This window comes from Marvinbryantia sp., assembly GCF_047017445.1.
Lineage (GTDB): Bacteria > Bacillota > Clostridia > Lachnospirales > Lachnospiraceae > Marvinbryantia.
Map to the genome: position 1 here is coordinate 43,242 of NZ_JBKXTT010000006.1, position 19,014 is coordinate 62,255.

The 19,014-nt window shown below is 49.4% G+C and carries 14 protein-coding genes; 7 read left to right on the top strand and 7 right to left on the bottom strand.

Annotated elements, in window-relative coordinates; genetic code table 11:
- The first annotated feature begins 5 nt into the window (after positions 1-5).
- Together ACLU9Q_RS08305 and ACLU9Q_RS08310 are read left to right on the top strand one after the other, a co-directional pair.
- Positions 6-1,589 (top strand): phage tail tip lysozyme, encoded by a 1,584-nt coding sequence (locus ACLU9Q_RS08305; protein ID WP_412625003.1) that lies wholly within the window; start codon positions 6-8, stop codon positions 1,587-1,589.
- A 156-nt stretch (positions 1,590-1,745) separates the two neighbouring features.
- Positions 1,746-2,273 carry a hypothetical protein gene (locus ACLU9Q_RS08310; RefSeq protein WP_268805139.1) on the top strand — a complete coding sequence of 176 codons (528 nt, stop codon included), beginning with the start codon at positions 1,746-1,748 and terminating at the stop codon, positions 2,271-2,273.
- A gap of 65 nt (positions 2,274-2,338) precedes the next feature.
- Here the strand turns inward: ACLU9Q_RS08310 and ACLU9Q_RS08315 are convergent, their stop codons facing one another.
- The gene (locus ACLU9Q_RS08315) at positions 2,339-2,977 is read right to left on the bottom strand and encodes a hypothetical protein (protein WP_412625005.1); all 639 of its coding nucleotides are present in this window, start codon (positions 2,975-2,977) and stop codon (positions 2,339-2,341) included.
- Positions 2,978-3,103: 126 nt separating this feature from the next.
- On the opposite strand from ACLU9Q_RS08315, the gene ACLU9Q_RS08320 reads away from it, so the two are divergent.
- The 4 genes from ACLU9Q_RS08320 to ACLU9Q_RS08335 all read left to right on the top strand — a co-directional run bounded on the left by ACLU9Q_RS08320 (position 3,104) and on the right by ACLU9Q_RS08335 (position 5,086).
- The gene (locus ACLU9Q_RS08320) at positions 3,104-3,352 is read left to right on the top strand and encodes a helix-turn-helix transcriptional regulator (protein ID WP_330368535.1); all 249 of its coding nucleotides are present in this window, start codon (positions 3,104-3,106) and stop codon (positions 3,350-3,352) included.
- 159 nt (positions 3,353-3,511) lie between these two features.
- Positions 3,512-3,637, top strand: coding sequence for a hypothetical protein (locus ACLU9Q_RS08325; RefSeq protein ID WP_004220727.1), 126 nt, complete (start codon positions 3,512-3,514; stop codon positions 3,635-3,637).
- 80 nt (positions 3,638-3,717) lie between these two features.
- Positions 3,718-3,978, top strand: a complete 261-nt coding sequence (locus tag ACLU9Q_RS08330) for a helix-turn-helix domain-containing protein (protein ID WP_004220730.1) — start codon at positions 3,718-3,720, stop codon at positions 3,976-3,978.
- 64 nt (positions 3,979-4,042) lie between these two features.
- Positions 4,043-5,086, top strand: coding sequence for an IS30 family transposase (locus tag ACLU9Q_RS08335; protein WP_412625006.1), 1,044 nt, complete (start codon positions 4,043-4,045; stop codon positions 5,084-5,086).
- Positions 5,087-5,092: 6 nt separating this feature from the next.
- Here the strand turns inward: ACLU9Q_RS08335 and ACLU9Q_RS08340 are convergent, their stop codons facing one another.
- The 3 genes from ACLU9Q_RS08340 to ACLU9Q_RS08350 form a co-directional block, all read right to left on the bottom strand.
- The gene (locus tag ACLU9Q_RS08340; RefSeq protein WP_412625007.1) at positions 5,093-5,386 is read right to left on the bottom strand and encodes a response regulator; all 294 of its coding nucleotides are present in this window, start codon (positions 5,384-5,386) and stop codon (positions 5,093-5,095) included.
- Between the two features lie 16 nt (positions 5,387-5,402).
- Positions 5,403-7,232 carry a sensor histidine kinase gene (locus ACLU9Q_RS08345; RefSeq protein ID WP_296928100.1) on the bottom strand — a complete coding sequence of 610 codons (1,830 nt, stop codon included), beginning with the start codon at positions 7,230-7,232 and terminating at the stop codon, positions 5,403-5,405.
- Positions 7,233-7,410: 178 nt separating this feature from the next.
- Positions 7,411-9,108, bottom strand: coding sequence for an AAA family ATPase (locus ACLU9Q_RS08350; RefSeq protein WP_296833318.1), 1,698 nt, complete (start codon positions 9,106-9,108; stop codon positions 7,411-7,413).
- A gap of 311 nt (positions 9,109-9,419) precedes the next feature.
- Here ACLU9Q_RS08350 and ACLU9Q_RS08355 point away from each other — a divergent pair, with 311 nt between their 5' ends.
- Entirely contained in the window at positions 9,420-10,733 is a 1,314-nt protein-coding gene (locus tag ACLU9Q_RS08355) for an ATP-binding protein (protein ID WP_296833321.1), read from the top strand.
- Positions 10,734-10,868: 135 nt separating this feature from the next.
- Here the strand turns inward: ACLU9Q_RS08355 and ACLU9Q_RS08360 are convergent, their stop codons facing one another.
- The 3 genes from ACLU9Q_RS08360 to ACLU9Q_RS08370 all read right to left on the bottom strand — a co-directional run bounded on the left by ACLU9Q_RS08360 (position 10,869) and on the right by ACLU9Q_RS08370 (position 18,990).
- Positions 10,869-13,790 (bottom strand): glycoside hydrolase family 3 C-terminal domain-containing protein, encoded by a 2,922-nt coding sequence (locus ACLU9Q_RS08360; RefSeq protein WP_296833324.1) that lies wholly within the window; start codon positions 13,788-13,790, stop codon positions 10,869-10,871.
- 83 nt (positions 13,791-13,873) lie between these two features.
- Positions 13,874-15,223, bottom strand: a complete 1,350-nt coding sequence (locus ACLU9Q_RS08365) for an InlB B-repeat-containing protein (RefSeq protein ID WP_296833327.1) — start codon at positions 15,221-15,223, stop codon at positions 13,874-13,876.
- Positions 15,224-15,321: 98 nt separating this feature from the next.
- Entirely contained in the window at positions 15,322-18,990 is a 3,669-nt protein-coding gene (locus ACLU9Q_RS08370) for a glycoside hydrolase family 3 C-terminal domain-containing protein (protein WP_296833330.1), read from the bottom strand.
- Between the last annotated feature and the right edge of the window lie 24 nt (positions 18,991-19,014).

Here is a 19,014-nt window from a genome sequence, read left to right on the forward strand (position 1 = left end):
GGAACATGTCACTCACTGGAAAAAACAACGAGGAAAAGATCTGGAATTTCCTCACCGGCAAGGGCCTGAACTCATACGGGGCCGCCGGACTCATGGGGAACCTGTTCGCGGAGAGCGGGCTCAACCCTCACAACCTCCAGAACACCTACGAGAAAAAGCTCGGCTATACAGACGACAGCTACACCGACGCGGTGGACTCCGGAAAGTATACCGGCTTCACACATGACTCCGCAGGCTACGGCCTCGCCCAGTGGACATACTGGAGCCGCAAGGAGGCGCTCCTGAATTATGTCAAGGCCGCCGGTGCCTCGATCGGAGATCTGGAGACTCAGCTCGGCTTCCTCTGGAAAGAACTCGCCGAAAGCTACACCGCGGTGCTGGCCGTGCTGAAAAAAGCCACCAGCGTGAGACAGGCTTCCGACGCCGTGCTGCTCAAATATGAACAGCCAAAGGATCAGAGCGCCAGCGTCCAGACGAAGCGGGCCAGCTACGGGCAGACCTACTTCGACAAATACGCAACCAAGACAACCAACGACACACAAGGAGGTAAAACCATGAGCAATAGTTCATTAGTGGACTGCACAGTTTACAGCCCTAACCACAGCGGAAAGAGAACCCACTCGATCGACCGTCTGACACCGCACTGCGTAGTCGGCCAGTTATCTGCCGAAACGATCGGCGCCTGCTTCCCTAAAGGCAGGGACGCAAGCTGCAACTACGGGATCGGGTACGACGGCCGCGTCTGCCTGATCGTGGACGAGTGCAACCGGAGCTGGTGCAGCTCCAGCAACGCAAACGACCAGCGAGCGATCACGATCGAGTGCGCCAGCGATAAGGCCGAACCATACGCCATGAAATCCGCAGTTTACGAGAAACTGATCAAGCTCTGCGCTGACATCTGCAAGAGAAACGGAAAAACGAAGGTGCTCTGGCTCGGCAGCAAGGAGAAGGCTCTCACATACCAGCCGAAGGCGAACGAGATCGTCCTCACCGCGCACCGCTGGTTCGCGAATAAATCGTGCCCCGGCGACTGGCTTTATTCCAGATATGGGGAGCTCGCCGACAGAATCAACGCACTGCTCGGCTCTACTGACTCCGGTAACTCCGGCGGAAATAATACCCCGTCCGGCGGTTCCGGCGTGAAATACTACGTCCAGACCGGAGCCTATAAGCAGAAGGCAAACGCTGACGCTCAGCTCAAAAAGGTGAAAGCTGCCGGTTTTGACGCTATTCTCAAACAGTCCGGCGGCTTCTACAAGGTGCAGACTGGAGCCTACTCCAAGAAAGAAAACGCCAACGCCGAAGTCGCAAAGCTGAAAGCGAAAGGCTTCGACGCAATAGTGACAACCAACGGCGGAAGCGCTGCCGGATCCACAAACTCCGAGATTAAAGTCGGCGACGTGGTTCAGTTCTCAGGCGGCCCTCACTACGGAAGTGCTGCAGCTTCAACTGCTGCCGGAACTCCGAAGGCTGGCCCGGCCAAAGTCACCAGAATTGTGAAGGGAGCAAAGCACCCGTACCATATCGTACACACTGACGGCCAGTCCAGCGTCTACGGCTGGGTAAATGCGGCCAACGTCTCAAAATGAGAACGGCCGCCAATATCCTGCTGCTGATCGTGGCCGTGGCCGTCCATGTGATCTGGATCCGCTCCCTCGTGGAGTGGGACGGCTCACCATGCGACGCAGCAGACTGTAAAGACTGCCCGTATTATCCGGGAGAAAACAGAAAGGAGAATCAACACCATGAACGAAACTATGACTCAGATCATCAACGCAGCAACGCCGATCCTCTGCCTGCTCATTACTGCCGGTGGCGCCTACCTCGTGGCGCTGCTCAAACGCCAGACAGCCCAGATCGAGAAAGATCTGGACAATGAGACAGCCACCAAATACATGAACATGGCAGTGGACGCCGTAGCTCAGGCCGTGGCCTACACGGCCCAGACGTTCGCGGACTCACTGAAAGCCGAGGGCAAATTCACCAAAGAGAAGCAGCTCGAAGCCTTCGAGAAGTCCAAAAACAAGACACTGGAGATCCTCGGCGACACAACCGTGGCCGCCCTACGTGAGATTTACGGCGACTTCGACGCATGGCTCGAAACCAAGATCGAGCAGGTATGCAGAGAAACCAAGGCCGCCAGCGAGTCCCAGATCAAGGCAGCAACGGCCGACGCAGCAACAACCGCGGCAAGCGTAGCGGCAACGATCGCCACCACTGCGGTGCAGCAGCTCGCAGCCGAAGCTCCGGCCGCTGAATCTAAAACAGAATAGGCCCCTGACATGTTCAGGACATAAAGAAAGCCCGGCGGGAGTGTTATCTCCTACCGGGCTATTTTTTATAAGCAGGCCAGCGCCGCCTTGTATGCCTTCGATCTCGTGTTTGGCTTCTGGAAGTCGTAGTGATCGCGGCCCTCCACCGACTTCGCAAGAGCGGGATCCGCCGCCACCTGATCGGCAAACTGGCAAAACTTCAAATACTGCGGAGCTTTTCGAGGATCCGCCAGACCGGAACTGGCCACACTGGCAGCAACTGCATGGGCGAAAAGGATCGCCTTCTCCCTGATCGGAAGTTGGCAAACCATACAGTCAAGCAAGCCACCCTCTCCGGCCAGCGTAGAAAAGCAAACGCCGCAGCTCTGAGCATACTCTACAAGACCGGGAGCGGGATCCTGATCGTCTCCGATCTCTGCCCTGCTGATCAACGCGGTGGCGTCCACAACCGTGCAGCCTTCCGGCAAACGAACACCAAGATCTGCGGCGTACCGCTGCTGCTTTTCAGACGGCGGGAGGAACGGGATCACCTCAACGCTCTGCGGATCCACACAGCCAAGAGCTGCCGCCTTCTCTACTGCTGCCGCTTCTGAAATGGCGTCCACCTTTTTGTACTTTTTCTTTCCTGTCCCCGGATCTTTTCCCCAGATCCCAAAAATTCCATAATTACAAAACCCGCCGAACGGGCCCTTCTTTCCAACCATGCCATGCCCTCCTAATTCTTTTTTGCGTTTATTCGCTTTTAGTCATGTTTGGGATAATTATAGGCGCCCGGCCATGGTAAAGTCAAGAAGCTATCAGTCATGTTTGGGATAAAGGAGGGTGAAAGGTTGAAACTCTACAAGCACACGAATGGAACGTGCAACGCCTCCGGCCCTGCGATCCGGGCCCTCCGCGAAAGGGCGGGAATATCTCAGGAACAGCTCGCCGCCAAGTTGCAACTGGCTGGGCTGAATCTGAATCAGAAAGCAGTGAGCCGGATCGAAACCGGCGACCGCGTGGTGCCGGACTTCGAGCTAAACTATTTTGCGACAGTGCTCGGCGTGCCAGTTTGCACACTGCTGGAATATGAAAAATGAGGCGGGAAACCGTCTCTTTTTTTATGCGAAAAAGTGCGAAAATGCAGGAAATGAGCTTGACTATATACACCCGTAGGTGTATAATAATATTACAAGGTAAGGGAAAACCTGAGTAAGAAAAAAGGAGGAAAACAGAACAAGCGAAAGGAGGACACAACGGTGGACGAACAGAAAGAAAAGCAAACAAAAGAACTGCTCGAAGTTCTCGAAAAGGCTTTAAGAAGTGAAGCGGTGGAACGGATCACGATAACAATAAAGCCAAATCAAAAACCTAAGCAGTCCTAAAGGTTCGGCGGTGGGAAATTCCCACCCACCGCCTTTATTATATCCACCGGCTACAACAAAGTCAAGAAGGAGGCCGACACATGGAAATCACGGTAAAGGTAAATTATAAAAACGAAAAACTGCAAAAGCTCAGACAGGCCGCTGGCCTCTCCCAGTCGCAGCTCGCGGAAGCCGCCGGGGTAAACGTCCGAATGTATCAGAAATACGAACAGGGCGACCGGGATATAAGCAAGGCGCAGCTCTCCACGCTGCTGCGGATCTGTAAAGCACTGAGTTGTAAACTCTCAGATATAGTGACAGACGCGGAAACGTCCGAGCTTTTAGCAGAGTATGAGAAATAAGCACCACACATTCAAGGGGGCGGCTTCGGCTGCCCCTCATTTTTTGTATATTGGAGGTAAACCCATGAGAAGATTCAAACACCTGAGCAAATCCGACAGGATCCGGATCGAAACCCTGAACAATGACGGCAAGACTCCGAAAGAAATCGCGGAAGTTGTCGGCGTGCATATTAGCACAATATACCGCGAGCTGCAGCGTGGACAGTACACGCACCGGAATAGTGACTGGACAGAGGAAACCCGATACAGTTCAGACCTCAGCGAAATGAAATACCGGGCCAACCTTGCGGCCAAAGGCGCCGACCTGAAAATCGGAAACGATCGCCGCCTCGCTGAATATATAGAAACCAAGATCGCAGACGAAAAGTACAGCCCGGAGGCCGTGCTGGGAGAAATCAAGGCGCAAGGGCTCCGGTTCAACATAGAGATCAAGAGCAAAAACACCATTTACAGTTATATCGAGAAGGGGATCTTCCTCAGACTCACAAACAAAGACCTCCCGGTCAAGGGTGACAAGAAGCGCAGCTACCACAAGGTACAGACTCAGAAGCGCGCGCCGAAAGGCGAAAGTATAGAAAAGCGCCCGGAGATAATCGGCGAGCGTTCCACCTTCGGGCACTGGGAAATGGACACTGTAGTGAGTGCCAGACCGGGCAAGGCTGCGATCCTCGTCCTGACCGAGAGGCTCACCCGTAACGAGATCACGGCCAAGCTCCCGGACAAGAGCGCGGCCAGCGTAGTGCAAGCCCTCGACGATCTGGAAAAGGAATGGGGCGAGCTTTTTCCTCGCGTGTTCCAAACGATCACCGTAGACAACGGCAGCGAGTTTGCGGACTGCCCCGGCATAGAGCGCAGCATACTGGCAGAGGGATCCCGGACGAAGTGCTACTACTGCCACCCGTACAGCTCATACGAGCGCGGAAGCAACGAGAACCTCAACAAGATGATCCGCCGCTGGCTGCCAAAGGGGACGAACTTCGACGAGATCGGCGCCGAAGTGATCCAGACAATAACAAACTGGCTGAACAACTACCCGCGGAAGATCCTCGGATTTTTGCCAGCCAGTGCAGTATTTCAAGAGCAAATGGACGCCCTTTTGGGGGCCTAATAAAATTTATTTAATTTTTTTCGCATTTACTCTTGACTTTTCCCAATCTGAATAACCTGTCAGTAAAATGGTATTTACCTGCAATTTTTCTTTATGAAGTTTTTCCAGCATTTCAAGACCGTCCAACACCGGCATTTTTATATCGCTGATCAGCAAGTCCGGTTTCTCTCTTCTGACAATCTCATACCCTTCTTCCCCATTTTCCGCAACCCCTACAACTTTATGTGCCGTATACTGCTGAATCATATGAAGAATCCCATTTCTTGTTTTCTTTTCATCCTCTGCCAGAACAATTCTCATAACTTTACTTTTCCTCCTACTCTGCCGGGATTATAATCTGTATGGATGTCCCTGCTTCATCAGAACAAAATCGGATATCCCCCTGTTCACCATAGTACAGTTTCACTCTCGTAATCACATTCCGAATGCCGATACTTGTTTCGATTTTATCCTTTCGGTAATCATAATGATTCAATTTTTCAATCTGCTCTTCGTCCATTCCGACACCATTGTCGCTGACCTCAATGAAAACTTTCCCCTCTTCCAGATACTGCACTGCTATTCTGATTTCTCCCTGATGATCCAAACCGGAAAAGCCATGAATAATCGCATTTTCTACCAGCGGCTGCAGTAAAAGTTTATGTATTCTGTGCCCGAGTGCACGTTCCTCCAGATCCATTGTACAGTCAAAGCTATACTCAAAACGCTGTTGCTGCAAATAAATATATTTTTTCAAATATTCCAGTTCCGTTTCTATAGACACAATTTCGTTGCTGTTATAAATTGTATACCGCAGTATTTGCGCCAGCTTTGTCACCATCTGACTGATCTGGAACTGCTGTTCTTCAATTGCAAGCCAGTTAATCGTATCCAGCGTATTATAAAGAAAATGAGGATTGATCTGCGCCTCCAGAGAACGGATCTCTGCATTTTTCTCCCGCACAAGAGATTCCCGCTCCTGCTCATTCGATTTCTTAATCTCTGAAAGCATCACATTAAAATGCTGTGATATTTTCGAAAACTCATCATTTCCCTCTATTTCGATCTTACTGTCCAAATTACCCCTGTTCGCCTCGTTCATCGCATTTAATATTTTCTTTACGGATTTATCTATATCAATCGACATGTAAAACACAAGCACAAAACAGATGACGCCCACCAGCGCCGCAACCAGACATATCATAATTAACAAATACCGCAATCTTTGCAGTGAATAATCCAGATCCTGAATATTAACGATATAGAACTCTCCGTCCAAAATGCTTACCGCATTCGTATCCAGATTTCTGGCATGGAAATACGATATTCCCTCTGCAAACAACGATGCCTGATGTTCAAGCTCATCCAGACTCTCCTTGTCCAGCGGTTCCGTAAGTGGCTCTCCAAAAATATTAACTCCGCTATATCCCTCCTGGTAAATAGATACGATATTTCCGTAACTGTCTACTACGAAAGAGAGATTATTTTCTTCCATCCCCTGGCTGTATGCTTTTCGGAATTTACTTTCGTCAATACACAGAAGCACACACCCAACTGCCCCTTTTTCATAGTTATTAAAATCTGTTAGCTGATGCGCGATATAAAAAAAGGAGTGCGTACCATACCGGCTGTCCTCCCTGGTCAGCAATCCGGAGTATACACTGTCCTTCTGTTCCATTGCCTGTTTTGCCAGCGTATGATGAAGCGTCTCATCATCAAAGCACAGGCTTTCCTGCCCGGAATGTGTAATATTATCATAAAAGCATTCATCTCCGTATTTTCCCACAAGTGCAATCCCGAGAATATCATCATTCAAATAAATCAGGTCCTGCATCTTGCTGCCCAGGGAGTGCATTGACAAATAATATTCTTCTCCATCCCACGAATTAATAATATCTAAATCCTCCACATAGGAAGTGTTTGTATATATTTCCTGTATAATACTATCATATCGTTCAAACGCAGCCTGGATGCTTCCTGCACTTTGTCCAAGATTTTCATCAATCAATTCCCTTGCCTGTTCTGTAATAATTGTTGCACTTAAGTGGTATGCAATCAACAAAATCATTCCGATCTGCAGCAAAGAAATAGACAACAAAATGGCAAGTATCTTTTTGGCCAGTTCCATAGACCGGTATCTTGCAATTAATCTTTTTTTCAAATTCATACCTACACCTTATCTATCATTTGATGTTGACGTATAGAATCAGCCCTCGTCTTGCGACGAGGGCTACTTCTTCCGGGATTTCTTTTTAAGGTGCTACCCTGCACCATATCTTCATCTTTCGACTCACTTTCATTATATGTGAAATCAGCAAAAACCGCAAGACAATCTCCAAAAATTTTTATTCAGCCTCATTCGCAAGTATGACCCGGCAGCGCTTTTTATAGCAGGCAATTCCATATTTTAAGATATGCTCTGCGCCTTCTTCCCTAAGCGCTTCTTCATACCGGTTCGCTTCTATCTGTTCGAGTGCTTCCCGGCAGCCCTCCTCCAGCCTGCCGTTTTGGGCGTATTTTACTTCAATTACAATGCCCAGCTCTTCCTCGTCCATGTAAAGCAGAATATCGCTGTAGCCGTCTCCCGCTTCCCGGTTTGAGGATACAATCCAGGCATGATAGCTGCCAAGGATTCCAAGTAAAATACCATGATAGAAGTTTTCTTTTAATTGCTTTTTTACGAAGGTATCGCGGATGCTGATTGTCTTTTTTAAGAACTGCGAAAACTGCTTTTCCACTTCTTCCGCATTTCCTTCCTGCAGCGCACGGCAGAAATCGTCCACCGTCTCCCTGTTTTTCCGGATATCCTCTTTAAAAAGCGTCATAATCTGTTCTGTAAAGATTTCACGGATTTCCATATTGGGAATGGCAAGGCTGAAAAGCTTCTTTTCCGGTTTTCCCCTCTGGGTAAGATATCCTGTCGTAAAGAGGACGCTCCACAGATTCTCAATCGAGCTGTACATATCCTGATAGGTCAGCTCCTGATGAATCTCCTTTTTGATTGTCTCTCCGGCAATCAGCCGTTCAATCTCCTGCTTTGTCGGTTCCATATCCGCCTGCTGGATGAATCGCTTTACCGCATCATTGCTGCTGGTATTTGACCAGTAATTCTGAGGCTGCGCCTCAGAATCCGCCCTCAGCGAATCACAATAATTGAGCACATCCCAAGGGCAATATACGCCCACATCTCCGAACTGATATCCGTCATACCACTCTTTTGCCGCCTCATAGCTTCCGGATAATCCGTAATAGTCTAACAATTCCCTCACTTCTGCATCTGTGAACCCAAAATATTCATCAAACCGCACATCTGCTATGGACAGCACCCGCAGATTATTCAGCCCGGTAAAGATACTTTCTTTTGAAATCCGCATACAGCCAGTCAGCACCGCGAACTGCAGATTTTCATTTGTTTTCAGCGTCTGTTCAAACAGATTGCGGATCAGCACTATCATCTGCTCATAATATCCCTGGCTGAACGCTTTTGCCAGCGGAACATCATATTCATCGAGCAGAATTACCACTTTCTGACCGTAATGCTTTCTCAGCAGTCCCGATAATTCACGCAGACTTCCAAAAAGCGTTGCATCGTCCATTTTACGGCTCAAAAGATCTGAGAATTTCTCCTTATCGTACTGCGTAAGCCTGTCACTTTCCAGAAGATACTGCATCCGGCTGGCTTCCTCATTAATCGTCCATACTGCCATAGCCCGCGCAGTTTCATAATTCCCCGCGTTAATTCCTTTTAAAGATACGGAAATCACCGGAAATTTCCCCATATATTCCTCGCAGAGCGCTGTCGCCTCCGAAATTTTCAGTCCGTCAAAAATGGATTTATCCGTATTCAAATCGAAAAAATATTTCAGCATACTCATATTTAAAGATTTGCCAAATCTTCTCGGACGGGTAAAAAGATTCACCTTCGCCCAGTTTTCAAGCAGCTCCCGAATCATTTCCGTTTTATCTACGTAGTAAAAGCCTTCCGTCCGGATTTCCTGAAAATCCTCAATCCCGATGGGGAGTTTCTTTTTCCTCATTTCCATGCCATCATCACGCTCCTGTCCCTGTCTCCGGACCGTTTTGCCGGTTTCCCTGATTTTTCACCTGCTTCTTTTCTTCATCTTAGCATGAAACAGAGGTTACGGCAAGCAAAGCTTTTGCATCAAGCACAGCAGCGCGCCTGCCAAACTGGACGAATTACAATTTTTTCTGTCTTATTGACCGGAATATATCGACAATCCTCTGCAATATGTTACAAACTTCTTAAAATAGAAAGTTTATAGAATCGATACTACAAACTTGTTTTTTTCTGAAATTTATGATACGATTTTCCATGAAAGGTGGTGCTATCTTTATGCAAAAAACAACGCTGCGAAAACGTGACCTTTATCTGAACCGGCTTATTGCATTCCAGGATACGGAAATGATTAAAGTCATGACCGGTATCCGTCGCTGCGGTAAATCCAGTCTGATGAAGCTGATGGTGAAGCATTTGCGGGAAACCGGTATAAAAGATGACCAGATTATCGAAATGAATTTTGAATCCATGAGTATTCCGGATATGGACGCGAGAGGATTTTATGAATATGTAAAGGCACGCATCTGCCCGGATAAACGGACGTACCTCTTTTTCGACGAGGTTCAGAAGGTGCCGGGCTGGGAAAATGCCGTCAACTCTTTCCGGGTAGACTTTGACTGCGACATTTACATTACCGGTTCCAATGCTTATCTGCTTTCTTCCGAGCTTTCCACTTACCTGTCCGGACGATATGTAGAAATCCGGGTGCTGCCACTATCCTTTAAAGAGTTTCTGGATTTTCACGGCTATACACTGACAGAGCGGAAATCGCCTGCGGGCGATATCCGGAAACGCATTACTGATGAAGAAGGTGAGGTCTATGACGTCAGAGAGCTTTTCGACGCTTACGCCAGATTTGGCGGTATGCCCATGCTTGCCGATATCGGTCTGGAAACCGACCGGGTGACAGCCGCTTTAGACGGCGTATATTCCGCTGCCGTAATCAATGACATTCTGGAACGGGACAAGAGAACAGGACAGCGGCGCATCACAGATCCCATCCTGCTGAGGAAAATCATTTTGTTTCTGGCAGACAATATCGGAAATAATACCTCGGCTACTTCTATCGGGAACACGCTGGTTGATGAAGGACTGCTTGAAGGCGGAACGCGAAAAACAAAGCCCGCTGTGCAGACGATCCAGGCTTATATTGAAGCTCTGACAGAAGCCTATATTTTCTATGAAATCAAACGCTTTGATATTAAAGGAAAGGAATATCTGCGTACACTGGGCAAATATTATATTGTGGACATTGGTCTGCGCAATTACCTGCTGGGCTATCGTGACGGCGACAGCGGACATATTCTGGAAAATATTATTTACTTTGAACTGCTGCGCCGCGGCTATGATGTGGCTATCGGCAAAATTGACAATCAGGAAGTCGACTTTATTGCCACCAAAACAGATGAGAAAAAGTATATCCAGGTTACCGAATCCATGACGGCTCCCGAAACGAGAGAGCGCGAGCTTGCGCCTCTGCGTAAAATCCGGGATAATTACGAAAAGCTTGTCATTGCTCTGGAATGTAATCTGTCCCGGACACAGGACGGCATTAAGATTGTAAACGCTCTGGATTTTCTTCTGGAATGACGCAGCCCCGGCAGTCTGGAGGAACAGATGCGCAAAGAAGAATGCTGGGACAGGAAAGCTCCCCGCCCGGCAGTGAATGGTTTCACTCTCTGCCGGGCGGGGAACTTTTTTTCAGAATCTGTATTCCGGCGCTGTTTATGAATCTGCCGTCATACTCTGCAGCTTTTTATTATGCTTTGCCCGGTGAATAAATGCCAGTACGCCCCACAGAAGCAGCAGCGCAGCCACGCCGATATCCAGCCAGAGCAGATATCCATGCCACAGCGGCGGATTATATCCGATTACTTCCGCATTCATGGCGTTTGAATTTACAAAGGAGTACAAAATATTTTTCGTTGCATTTCGCAGTACGATTGCATCGCCATTTTCGGAGGTATCGGCATCTGTCCACATACTGGTTTCCAGGGTCGCCAGGTCAAGGTCGCCGCCTGCATAGAACATCTGACGCGGTACCATGTATTGCGGAATCGTATTGAAATCGCAGATAACAGTTCCCCTGAAGCCCCATTCATCGCGCAGGATTTCTGTCAGCAGACGATAGTCACCGCCGGTCCAGCGCGCGCCGATGCGGTTAAAGGAGCTCATGATACCGCGGCTTTCTCCATTCTTGACAGCCAGCTCAAACGGCTTCAGATAGATTTCGCGAAGGCTCTGCTCCGTAACCCAGGAAAGGTCTCCTCCGATGGAACGGTGTGTCTCCTGCTCATTTGCCGCAAAATGCTTCAGCATGGGAACGACACCCTTTGCCTGCAATCCACGGATCTGTGCGGATGCCATCATACCGGAAATATACGGGTCCTCGGAATAATATTCTGAGCAGCGTCCGCCAAACGGGCTGCGGTGAATATTTACGCCCGGCGCATAAATGCTGGAATATGGCTGGGAAGTTGCTTTATCGCCAAGGATACCTTCCTCTCCCATTGCTTCTCCGATTTCCTCCAGCAATGCATCATTCCATGTCGCCGCCATTACCGGCTCGCTCACGTACTGACAGGTACCGTTCACCTGCTCGCTGTTCATAAAGCAGGTAAAGCCCGCCGGGCCGTCGCCGTGTATCGTGGCGGGCAGTCCCACCGTTTCCAGCGCTTTCGTGTGATACGCGCCGTTGTTAATCAGCTCCAGCATCTCCTCTTCACTGCAGGCATCAAGGATTTCTTCCCAACGGTCATCATCATAATCAACGATCGCATGATAGTCCGCTGCAGGCGTTTCCGGCAGCAAATCACGCAGAACGCTGATCACATCCTCTCCGAACCAGGGCGCATCCTCTTCCTCAAAGTCGGTCGGATTATTGGTTTCAATATCTTCGATCTGGGCAAGCAGCTCTGCGCTTCCGGCATGTGTTTCGTCCGTCTGTGCTGTGGGCCAGGTTCCCTCCCAGTCTGCACGGGAAAGCACAGTGTCCAGCTGCCAGTCGCTGTCCAGATTATCCTCTATGCCCGTATAGCGGTTGACGACCTCATTGCCTGTCACCAGATCTTCTCCAATCTGAATATCCTCAGGCAATGTCAGTGTAATCGCGCTCTCTTCCTCATGCGCGTTGCGGGATACATACAGGGTATATTCGCCCGCCTCCAGTTCATATCCGCAGAAACCATTCTCGTTTGCATCCCGGTAATCATAGCTGGCTGCAGAATACGGTTCAAAGGAAACCGTCACAGTTTCACTCTCCCCCGGCTGCAGAAGAGATGTTTTCGCATATCCTGCCAGCACCTTATGGGCTTTTTCAATGCCGCCCTCCGTATATGGAGCAGAAACATAAAGCTGGACCACTTCCTTACCCGCCGTATCTCCCGTATTTTTTACCGTTACCGGAACCGTAATCACAGACTCCAGGTCAAATTCGTCTGCAGATGCCTCGCCTACATTCCACTCAAACGTCGTATAGCTTAATCCATAGCCGAAGGGATACGTCACATTTTCCTCGTACCATTCTTCTCCGTCCGTCAGCCCGCGTGTTTCATAATAGCGGTAACCAACGTAAATGCCTTCTTCATAATCAACAGAATAATACATACCGGCATCATATTTATCCGTCGTCTGGTCCGTATGCCCGGTTCCAAAATTCTGGAAGGAAGGATTCTGTGTGAAATCAGACGCCCAGGTGTCCACCAGACGTCCGGAGGGATTCACTTCTCCATTTAAAATCTCTCCCAGCGCCGTGATTCCGTTGGAGCCGGTAAAACCAATCCATACGGCTGCGTCAATCTTATCCGCAAAAGCAGCATAGGCGCTGTCTTTTAAAAAGGTTGCCTCAAAGCTGGAAGGCACGTTAAATACTACGACTACATGCTCAAAGCCTTCCTCACATACAGCAGCTAACAGATCGCGTTCATTCTGATCCAGCTCCAGATAATGACTGTCCGCACTCACCGCTCCCTCTGTCGTTCCCTGATAACGCGGCAGGTCAAAGCCTTCGCCTCCTATACGTGTAATCACCACCAGGGCAGCATCTTTGTAAGAATCATAGCTTGCCTTTACCGTATCCGTATACTTGCTCTGGGGCGTTTCCGCCGTTGCAATGCGCTGATTATCACCGCTGTCCAGGTCGCTGGAGTTTGCGGAACGCGCCGGACCGGACGCCCCGTTGTCCTCATAAAATTTTTTAAGCGTCTGGTTAATATCAAATCCTGCATTCTCCAGACTGTCATACAGATCCTGGTTATTGCTGGTATCAAAGCCGCCGGAACCGGACCCGCCATAAGACAGATTTACGCTGTTTTTTCCAAAAACGCTGATTTTTGCTCCTTTTTGCAGCGGCAATGTTTCCGCCTCATTTTTCAGGAGCACAAAGCCCTCCTCTGCCGCGCGCAGATTCACCTCCTGCGCATTCTGGAACGCTTCTTCCTTTGAGGAAGCATTTGTTGCCGGATACATGGATATCACATCCGTATTATAAACAGGGCGCACCCCGCCGAACACGGTATCTGCAAGGCCGCTGAAGGAATGATAGGCAAGGTAATTGCCCGCACCAAGGGCGCTGCCGATCAATACCGCCGAAATCCCCCACGCCAGTACCGCTTTCGATTTTTTCATTTTTTTCGTCTTTGCAGACATTTTCTTCACCTCTCATAATCACACGCGGCATATGCCGTGCGGATTCTGCCGCCTCTTGCATATGCCGCCATGCCCTTTTACAATTACTTCTGGTAATTTTCCGTCATCGGCAGTCCGTGATTTTCATCCCAGATTACCACTGCAGTCGTTGTGATCTTAATGCAGTCAACAATCGGTGCATTTGCCTTAAAGGTTGTACCCGAAACAGCATTGTTGTTGTTTGTCACCAGCTGAATCAGATTTTCGCCTTCCTTCAGGCTGACCCCGCTGATTTTGATAAGATCATCACAGGGTGTAATCGCTGTTGCTGTATCCGCCTCAACCGTCACCTGCGGGAACGTCAGAGCTTCGCCGTTTACAAGTACCTGATAGTCATTGCTGTCATAGCTCATGGTGACATATTCGCCGGCAATGCGGACCGTAAGCTCTGCATCATCCACATCCATATCGGAAGCCACATAAAATTCCAGTGAAATTCCCGACTCATACAGATAACCTACCATACGGTCATTGCTTGCTTCCACACTGTCATTGAAAATAATCATGCTTTCTTCCTGCGCGGAACCGGAATAACTCGGTCCGATTTTTCCGGAAAGATCAGTATCCTCCGCCTCAAACACCCAGGTCTGCGCATCCGTCGCTGTCTTTGTCCACTGCGCTTTGATCGTGGTATCGGCGGTAACCGGAGCGGAGAAATCAAAATCGTTTCCATCTTCGCCAACCCATTTTTCAAAGCTGTAGCCTGTGCGCTCCGGCGTATTGGAGGGCTGTGCCACACACGCCCCGCTTTCCACCGGATAGGTGTACTGGCTCAGCGCTGTTCCATAGTAATCATAATCAAACGTTACATTGACAAGCTCTGCTCCATCCTTCACCCACAGTGCATAAACATTTTCATCCTCCTGCACGCCGGCGCTGAAATCATACAGATGGGTATAATCGTTGTCTGCATACCATCCGGAAAATACATATCCGTCTCTTGCCGGTTCCTCCGGCTCTTTGGCAGTATCTCCCTTTGAAACCTCCTGCACCTGGTCATCGCATCCTTCTGCAATGAAGGTCACATTGCACATGCCGGCAACTACCTCCACCTTAAAGGTCAGCTTTGCTCCTTCATATTTCATCTGCACATTTTTCGTATTTACGCTTTTCATAGCAGGCGCTTTCATGGTAATCGCTTCATCCGTCATGGAAATGTAGCCTTCGCTGCCATCCTCATAAATAATTTTGACGATACCGCCCTCTGCACTGAATTCTTCTCCTACAAGATAGACCGTCTTGTCCGGAAGCTGATAAACTTCAAGCTCCTTCACCTCTTTGGAGGTATCCGGTCCCGGCAGCTCATCCGCCGCCATCGCAAAAGACGACATCATACAAAGCACTGTTACAAGCGCCAGACCAGTCCGGCTAAAAGCCTTCAAAAATTTCTTCATACCTTTTCCTTCTTTCTTGATTTTCAAACAGTTGTGACGTTTGGATTCCAAAGGTCATGTTTTTCATGCAGGCATGACCTTTAGATCCAGTATCACAGTTACTCAGCGATTGTAAGCGTTACGGTCGTCGGAATCTGTACAAATGCCGGTGAGCAAACATTTATATTATTCGGGAAAGCAGAACCAAATCCGCGGGAAAGCGGCAGATTTAAGGTAACGCCAAATTCAACCGTTCCCGCCTGAGCCGGTGTGCCGGAAATCTTCAGACCGGTATTTACGTCATAGCTGTAACCGGAATCCGTCATGACTTTTTCTAAAGTAAGACCGTATTCCGCCAGCTTCGCGATATCTTCGTCTGATACCGTATAGCCGTATTCAAACGCCTTGTAATAATTGCCAGCCGCAATATCCGCCAGTTCAATCATACGGGTATCTGTGGACTGTGAATTTGTGGACGGGATATGTCCCACTGCTTCATAGCCGTTTGCTCCATAAGGCTGCTCTGCGTCAACCCAGTACCAGTTAATAATATTGAAATCACCGCTTACTGCATCGCCGGTACCCGGAATTTCTACCGGACCGCCAAAAAGCTCAGCCGTTGCCGAAGGCACTCCGTTTCCATCGTTATCGATAACACCATTCGTATAATTGCCGAGCATCGTCACCAGTGCCTGATACGGATAAGACGGGACATCAATCGTAATTTCTGCCGCTTCACCCGTTTTCAGTTCTGTGGAAGACACATGAATCGGATCAATTACCTTCACATCTACATTTGCTTCCATCGTAATATAGCCATCAATGCCAGTGAGAACAACGCCTACCGTGAATTCCGAGATGTCCTGGGAACCGTCCGCTGTGATAACTCCGCCCTCTAACGTAAAGCCCGCCGGGAGCTCTGCTCCTTCTGCCAGACTTACCTCTGTAAAGTCAACACCTTCAAAGTTAATTGCCAGAGACTGTACTACATGAGCGTCAAAGGTCATTACCGCATCATCCAGTGTCGTATAACCATTGCGGATAGCATTTCCATTGCTGTAATTCCACAGCATTTCCTGCGCGCTCTTACGAACCGCCGCGTAATGTGTCTGGGAAGCAAAGGTACCTTCGCCGCCATCAGAAACCAGTACACAGTTATCCTCTGCGCTCCAGGTTCCCACCTCAAGGTCAACTACCGGAAGGGTCGAACCGGAACCAAGGATCTGGTTATTTCCCTGACGAACCATTAAGTCGATCGGGCAATAGGTTCCCTGCCATGCGTCCGTTTCAAAAATCGCCCGGTTATCCCACTCATCACGAACCAGCGCTTTCACAGCCGGATTAAGCTGGGAATTGATATTTCCAAGACGGTTGAAGGAACCCATAACACCGGTCGCATTTCCTTCCTTCAGAGCAGCTTCAAATGGTCTTGCATAAATTTCACGGATTACCTGCTCCGTTGCCCAGGTGAATACGCCGCCGTTAAGGTCGCGGTAGGATTCCTGGTCATTCAGCATCATATGCTTGATTTCACAGGTAACACCCTTAGAGGTAACGCCCTTTGCCACTGCAGCCGCAAACGCGCCGCCGTGCATACCATCCTGGCTGTAATACTCTACGTTACGTCCGGAAAGCGGGCTTCTGTGAATGTTCATTGCATTGCCCTGCCAGTAGGAGCAGCCCTTAAACAGCGCTTCATTACCCATCATAACACCAACGCGCTCCGCCAGCTCTACATTAAAGGAGGCTGCCAGAATCGGCGGGCACGCCCACATGGTTCCGCCTGCAAGCTGCAGCGGTGTTTCGTCAGCGCCTGCTCCTTCTATACCGGCAAACGGAAGAGAAACTACGCCTCCGCCATTGCGGACCATATCCGTGAGTTCTTCCCAGGTAAACTGATTCATAAAAGCTTCCCATTTCTGAGAACCTTCGTCATCGCCCTGTACTACCGCTCCGTCTTCCACATCCAGCGTGAAATCTATACCCGTCATATCCTGGATGGTAATTTCCGCTTTATCTTCCTCGCCGCGCGCGGTCGCCTGCGTCCAGGTGGACGGGATGCCGCCCTCGTCTACATACCAGTCTTCATAGCCCTGGTCCATGTATGAGCGGTACGTGTACTGATTATCTATCATTTCCAGATAATCGCTGTCGATGGTGCGGTCTTCCACAGAGGAAACCTCCGGCTGGACCATTCCCGTTGCTCTGGAAATGGTATGATCCAGAAGAGAATCGTTTACGGTCGTCCAGTCATCTACAAACAGCGGGGTAATCTCGTTGCCGGTCGTATAATCATTGGTGCAGAGGATGCCTTCGTCAACAGTGTATGTTTTTTCCAGCACTACATCGTGAGAATTGCGGCGCGCCGTAATTTCATAGCTGCCTGCCTCCAGCTCGTAGCCAGCAAATTCGTTTGCGTTTGCGTCGTTCCAGTCGAAGGACGCCATATCCTGTGCCACCCACTCTATCGTAACAGTCTGACTTTCTCCCGGCTGCAGCAGGTCTGTCTTTGCAAAGCCAACCAGATTTGCGGAGGCTTTCTCAATTCCGCCCGGTGTATACGGCGGATTTGCGTAAATCTGGACCACATCCTTGCCAGCCGTATCGCCGGTGTTTGTCACCTTTACCTGCATCGCCATCTTCTGCCATGCGTCAGAAATGGTGCTTTCCTCATTATCAACCAGCTCCCAGTCGAAGGTCGTGTAGCTTAATCCGTAACCGAAAGGATACAAAACATTTTCATACGCTGCATCTTTTTCTTCCTCCGCCGCATCGTCATAAGCAGTTTCATAATACTTATATCCCAGATAGATGCCCTCGCGGTATTCCAGATTGGCATAAATCGTAGCATTTCCATCCTCTGTATAGAAATAAGCATCTGTGCCGTTCTGCTTCTGCTGTCCGAAATTTGTCCAGGTCGGACCTTTTGTGAAATCTTTTTCCCACACCTCTACCGTATGTCCGCTGGGGTTGACGTCTCCATTTAACAGTTGTCCAATCGCTTCAATCGCATTGTTTCCGGTATTTCCAACCCAGAAAATTGCGTCAACGCCATACTCTGATTCTGCCTTTGGCGCCGCCAGCTCCGGAATCTGTAAAATGTTGGAAGAGTTGATCAGCACGATGATCGGCTTGTCCGGATAGTTTTCCTTAACGTGCTTTACCAGTGCTTTCTCATTGTCGTCCAGCATCATCTCATGGTCGGCAGGGTCCGAGTGACCGGCTACATTGCTTGCCGCTTTATCAATAGCTTCTGAACCAGTCCGCGAGAACACCAGAATCGCCGCATCGCCATAGCCATTGTAGGTACTTACTGTCGCGTTCGAGTAGTACTCCATCGGAAGCTCATTGTCCGTGGTGCCAAGCGCTTCGTGCTTCGTGTAGAGATCCACCAGTTTGGGGTTTACCTTAAAGCCCGCCTGTTCCATTGCCATCTGCAATGTACTTTCCTCCAGACCGTTCGCTCCGGTAGAACCGGCGGCTGAACCGACCGTGGACGCTACCAGATTCACAGAATGCATACCGAATAAGGAAACATAGCCGCCCTTTTTCAGAGGCAGTGCATTGTTCTCATTTTTCAGCAGGGTAAAGCCTTCCGCCGCCGCTTCGATTGCCAGCTCGCGCGCCGCAAGCTGCTCATCTTCCAGTGTCGCATAATCTGTATAATACTTGCCGCCTGTGCCGGCAAAACCGTAGGTATTCCCCTCCGGCACTACTGTTTCTGCCATAACCGCAACCGGATTTGTCATCATAACGGCTGCTGCCAGAACAGAAATCTGTTTTCTCATTTTTTTCATTCTCCCAGAACTCCT

Coding starts and splice junctions, on each gene's coding strand:
- ACLU9Q_RS08335 (WP_412625006.1), top strand. CDS start 4,043: ATGAGAAGATTCAAACACCTGAGCAAATCCGACAGGATCCGGATCGAA.
- ACLU9Q_RS08345 (WP_296928100.1), bottom strand. CDS start 7,232: ATGAATTTGAAAAAAAGATTAATTGCAAGATACCGGTCTATGGAACTG.
- ACLU9Q_RS08310 (WP_268805139.1), top strand. CDS start 1,746: ATGAACGAAACTATGACTCAGATCATCAACGCAGCAACGCCGATCCTC.
- ACLU9Q_RS08340 (WP_412625007.1), bottom strand. CDS start 5,386: ATGAGAATTGTTCTGGCAGAGGATGAAAAGAAAACAAGAAATGGGATT.
- ACLU9Q_RS08350 (WP_296833318.1), bottom strand. CDS start 9,108: ATGGAAATGAGGAAAAAGAAACTCCCCATCGGGATTGAGGATTTTCAG.
- ACLU9Q_RS08360 (WP_296833324.1), bottom strand. CDS start 13,790: ATGTCTGCAAAGACGAAAAAAATGAAAAAATCGAAAGCGGTACTGGCG.
- ACLU9Q_RS08365 (WP_296833327.1), bottom strand. CDS start 15,223: ATGAAGAAATTTTTGAAGGCTTTTAGCCGGACTGGTCTGGCGCTTGTA.
- ACLU9Q_RS08305 (WP_412625003.1), top strand. CDS start 6: ATGTCACTCACTGGAAAAAACAACGAGGAAAAGATCTGGAATTTCCTC.
- ACLU9Q_RS08315 (WP_412625005.1), bottom strand. CDS start 2,977: ATGGTTGGAAAGAAGGGCCCGTTCGGCGGGTTTTGTAATTATGGAATT.
- ACLU9Q_RS08355 (WP_296833321.1), top strand. CDS start 9,420: ATGCAAAAAACAACGCTGCGAAAACGTGACCTTTATCTGAACCGGCTT.
- ACLU9Q_RS08330 (WP_004220730.1), top strand. CDS start 3,718: ATGGAAATCACGGTAAAGGTAAATTATAAAAACGAAAAACTGCAAAAG.
- ACLU9Q_RS08370 (WP_296833330.1), bottom strand. CDS start 18,990: ATGAGAAAACAGATTTCTGTTCTGGCAGCAGCCGTTATGATGACAAAT.